The 4,052-nt window shown below is 51.6% G+C and carries 5 protein-coding genes and 2 pseudogenes; 1 reads left to right on the forward strand and 6 read right to left on the reverse strand.

Annotated features, from left to right (window positions below; genetic code table 11):
- The coding region (locus tag ACR3FF_RS26095) for a transposase (RefSeq protein WP_458191008.1) at positions 1-311 on the forward strand (311 nt) is incomplete at its 5' end.
- Positions 312-347: 36 nt separating this feature from the next.
- On the opposite strand, the pseudogene ACR3FF_RS26100 reads toward ACR3FF_RS26095, so the two are convergent.
- The 6 genes and pseudogenes from ACR3FF_RS26100 to ACR3FF_RS26125 form a co-directional block, all read right to left on the reverse strand.
- Positions 348-983: pseudogene (locus tag ACR3FF_RS26100) on the reverse strand (ISH3 family transposase); the annotation flags it as partial.
- 345 nt (positions 984-1,328) lie between these two features.
- The gene (locus ACR3FF_RS26105) at positions 1,329-1,523 is read right to left on the reverse strand and encodes a SprT-like domain-containing protein (RefSeq protein ID WP_458191011.1); all 195 of its coding nucleotides are present in this window, start codon (positions 1,521-1,523) and stop codon (positions 1,329-1,331) included.
- A gap of 724 nt (positions 1,524-2,247) precedes the next feature.
- Complete coding sequence (locus tag ACR3FF_RS26110) at positions 2,248-2,418, reverse strand: hypothetical protein (protein WP_175609794.1); 171 nt, start codon at positions 2,416-2,418, stop codon at positions 2,248-2,250.
- Positions 2,419-2,430: 12 nt separating this feature from the next.
- Positions 2,431-2,484: pseudogene (locus ACR3FF_RS26115) on the reverse strand (SWIM zinc finger family protein); the annotation flags it as partial.
- A 36-nt stretch (positions 2,485-2,520) separates the two neighbouring features.
- On the reverse strand, positions 2,521-3,540 hold the full coding sequence (locus ACR3FF_RS26120; protein ID WP_458191009.1) for a DUF7972 family membrane protein: 1,020 nt from the start codon (positions 3,538-3,540) through the stop codon (positions 2,521-2,523).
- Positions 3,541-3,747 (reverse strand): hypothetical protein, encoded by a 207-nt coding sequence (locus tag ACR3FF_RS26125; protein ID WP_458191010.1) that lies wholly within the window; start codon positions 3,745-3,747, stop codon positions 3,541-3,543.
- Positions 3,748-4,052 lie beyond the last annotated feature (305 nt).

A 4,052-nucleotide genomic window follows, 5' to 3' on the forward strand; every position in this document is an offset into this window, starting at 1 on the left:
TCGTGCCAGTCGCTCCATACACCCCGCGAAACACTGACGACCCGCTCGATATCGAGTACAGGGTCGAAGACCGAATCACCGAACACAGCGAGGACGTTCAGCTGAAGCAATCGACGCTAAACGAGACGTACAAACACCGAACAGGAGTTGAACGAACCAACGACGCGGTCAAGGGCTGCGGCCTCGGGCACGTTCGAGCCCGAGGCCGCGTGCACGCACGAACAGAAGTGTTCGTTGCGCTCTGTCTCCGACTCGTGGTTGCAATCACCAACTACGAGCGAGGAAACGACCCAGGCTGCGAAAAGCTATGAGATGGATTCTATGACACGCTCCTTTGCTAATCGTTCTATGACACCCTCGTGGTTGTGTGCCTGAAGCAGCGTCAAACACTTGCTATCGTAGAATTCGCGGTCAAGGTAGACGGCCTTGACACCGAGGTCAAGGCCGTCAAGGATGCCAAGAAACTCTGCGAGGACGCCGCTGGCGGTGTCGCCGTCGGTAAGACGGCGCACCGCCAGTGTGTAGCGTTTGTTCTTCACACGCGCGTAGAGTGTGACGTAGGCGTGGAACGCGGTGGTTCCACGCTCCGCTTGCGAGTGATAGAGGCCGTCGGTGTCGTCTTCGTCTCCATAATAGGGCCGCAGGTGGAGGTCAGCGACGACCTCCACCTGCTCGGGGAGGACGTCGAGAACGTCCTTCTGGAGGAGCGTGTTGCCAATTTGTTCGAGTGTCTCCAGGTCGAACTTGGTGCGAAGATGGTAGAGAACCGAATTTTCGTGAGGCGCATCTTCGCTGTTCTCACAGAGCGTCGAGACCGAGGTCCCGTCGGCGCACGCGCCGGCGAGGACCTCGTAGATGTCTTCAGCGTCGATTTTGGCGTTTTCAGCGAGGGAGAGAGCAACTTCCTCGTCAAGGGAGTTGACGAGGAAGTTAAGGACCTGGTCCTCCTGGATTTCATTGTCTGCTTGCTTGGTTTTAGACACATCTTCAGCAAGCAGACGTCTCAACTAACCGGCTTTGTGAAGTACTGAGTATGATCTACTAACTCACTACAGGTTCAAAGTCCGAGCACGAGTGATAGAACAGACTCACGCAGAACACTGCAACTCGCGAAAATCTTCCTCGTATCTATTTCTTGTCGCGAGAACTACTTAAACGAGAGCTGATCAGTGACCATCGCCCTCCTCAACGCGGAATGAACCACTGCACTCACTACAGCAGTACTGCTCCGGGATGCGGACGGTTTTCAACCGTCGATATCGGGCAATCCGACCGCCGCAGTCCTCGCAGACGGGCCATCACTTTGGCGCGGTGAAGCGTTCGCAGTGCTAGGCTGTGTCGAGGCGGTCTGTCCAACGGGTGAACGTTACTCCGTGATCCGCCTCGCCGAACTCGTAATACTGCCAGGCGTGAATGAGTTCGTGGCGCACGGTCGCACTGAATTGCTCCCACCCATGCTGTTCATAGGCCGTCCAGGTGAGCGCAATCGTAATCTCGTCCGTTGTGGGGTTGTACTTCGTGATGCCTGCTTATCGTTGTGCTCGGTGTGAGACCTCCCACTCGATCGGTTTGACCGGCAGGTCAGGGAAGTGCTCGGCGGGGACGTTTGTTGCGTGCTGTTGTGCCTGGTCGAGGAGGGCTGTCGGTGTCTGGGTGTATTGTTGATCACAACAGTTAGAAACTATATCAGTAGAAAGAAAACGGTGAGAGATATCGGATTAACAACTGCCGAGATTCCGGAAGTCGCTCTGGTCACACTTTGAACAATGGGATGGTTTCGAGATAAAGGTGGTACCGCATTCTTCGCATTCAAAAATATCACCAGTCACCCGTACCTGCTGTTCCGTCTGCCGAGACGGGTTTTCTGAACGAAAGACACCGCGTAACCGATGTAGTATTTCCATTGCTATGTATAGACACTTGCTCCACATGCATAGGTTTTATCACCAAAATCCCATAATGATCTCTATTATTACTGTATAGAATACTGTTAATGAAGTCGGCTCACCGATTATGAGACGCCGCTAAAACCCTCATAGTCACACTCTTTCGGTTCGTCATTCTTCGCCCTTCAAGGAAAGTCCCACGCGTTTCAGGAAGTGCTTGGCGGCGATATCGGCCGCGTGCTGTTGGTGTCTCATGAGTATCATCGGTCGCAGCATTCATGCTTTCCGTCAGTGTTCGCTGGTCGGTGATCTCCGAGACCGTCACTTGGTGTACCATGGATAAAAAAGACTGAATCGGTGGTTAGTTCGGCAGTTCTGTCCGTCCTGTTCGTACGCATGGCCAGCACGGGAAGTCACCGAGACCGTCACAGTCGCACTCTGCCGATTCAGTGTCGTCTTCGTTGTCCTCGTCGTCCTTCGACGGGAAAGCCTCAAGCGTCCCGTCATCTGTTGCGTTTTCGACAGCGGCCATGTGTTTGCAAAAGGCGTTCCGGTGGACGTGATGCGGGCACGTGCATGCTATCAGACCCTCGGTCACGTCATCGATGGAGATGGTGTCCTGTGGTCAAGGCTATTACCGTTGAGATTCCCGAAGAATGAGTGGGCCAATCGCAAGCGTTCGCTTGGCAACGGGTGCGATGCGAAGGATGTAGGAAGTAAACAAGAGGAATGGAATGAGTGTCACTGTAAACGCCCCGCTCACGACCCATGTAACAATAGGAATCGCAAGAAATGTACCGCTGAATGTTTCTGCTCCAACGAAGGTTAGCATACCACCGGAAACGATGAGCGCTGGAACAGCTGCATAGAGAATATATTGGGAGAGATCAACAAGTGCCCACTGGAAGTATAGTGTCTTAATGTGCTCGCGGGCTGGGCCGAACATAGCCAGTGCTGTCTCTAGATCATCAAAGGCCATTCGTTGGTCGTCAGTCAGCGAATCAGAAAACTCGTCAGTCATTCGTTCGACTTGATAGATCTTCCACCCATAGTTGAAATTCAATGCCGAAAATAGAACATCAAACGTCCCAAATTGGGATCCTTCGAGCTCGTCTTGGACTTCTTTAGCATTACCATGCAGACTATCGACGAATTCGGAAACTTGCTGGATTAGTTCTTCATCGTCGCTTTCGTCGACAAGTCGATCAAGAACCTCTGCTCGCCGTTCAGTTTCATTTGCCAGTTCTCCAAGGAAGGCAGATGGATCGGCTGGAACAACGGAGTTGAACAAATCTTTTGTGTAGGTGCGAAAGTCCATCGCATCGCTCATACGTTTTCGTTGATCGCCCAATGGGCCATTTTCTTGTGAAAGAACGAGTTGGCTGATTGTAACGACCAACGTGGTTCCGGTGACGATGACACCGATCATTGCAGAAAAGATAGTCTCAATCGTGTCTGTCGATTTGATCTCGCTTGGTAGCGACGGGTTGAGCGTGAGACTGAAGACGAGAAATGAGAGAAAAACAAGAAGAGCAAGCAATCCAGTCAAAAGGAACCGATTCATCCGAAAGAGAACCCACATTTTGAGTCGGCTCTCTTCGGACCGTCCTCGCATCGTATTCGCAGTCCCAATATCACTTCCGTTGGTACTCATTTATTCCTCCAGTTCGTCTTCTATAGGTCGTTTCAAAACGAGATACTTCGTTCCACCACCCTCATACTCAATCGTATCGACAAACTCCCATCCATCAGCTCCAAGTTCGTTGAGTTTGTCCGTTGGATCACTTGCTTCTTTTTGTGTCTCTTCACGTGGGGGTCTGAGGCTGTAGTACTCCCATTGAGTAGCGTTCTGGGCACACATCAGCATACTCTTCGAGTTTTTATCATATGAGCCTTCGGTCGAGATCCTAAAACCAGTATCTCTGGGACAGGAGACGTGTCTTCGTTCTGGTTCGCGATCGATCAAAGTATAGCAATTATGTGATAAAATACAACCAACGACAGATAGTGCGAGTTTAGAAAAAATAGATATTGACTGGCGGGATAGGAGCCTGTCTAAGAATTTTGCCTCACCAATCCTCCTGACGTCGGCTGAAGATACTCTTACACGGTTCGACGGATCGATTCGGCCGTCGACAAAAAAAGAGAACCGGGCTCAGTTATCCG

The organism is Haladaptatus ordinarius (assembly GCF_054177595.1).

Coding starts and splice junctions, on each gene's coding strand:
- ACR3FF_RS26125 (WP_458191010.1), bottom strand. CDS start 3,747: ATGTGTGCCCAGAACGCTACTCAATGGGAGTACTACAGCCTCAGACCC.
- ACR3FF_RS26110 (WP_175609794.1), bottom strand. CDS start 2,418: ATGGCCGCTGTCGAAAACGCAACAGATGACGGGACGCTTGAGGCTTTC.
- ACR3FF_RS26120 (WP_458191009.1), bottom strand. CDS start 3,540: ATGAGTACCAACGGAAGTGATATTGGGACTGCGAATACGATGCGAGGA.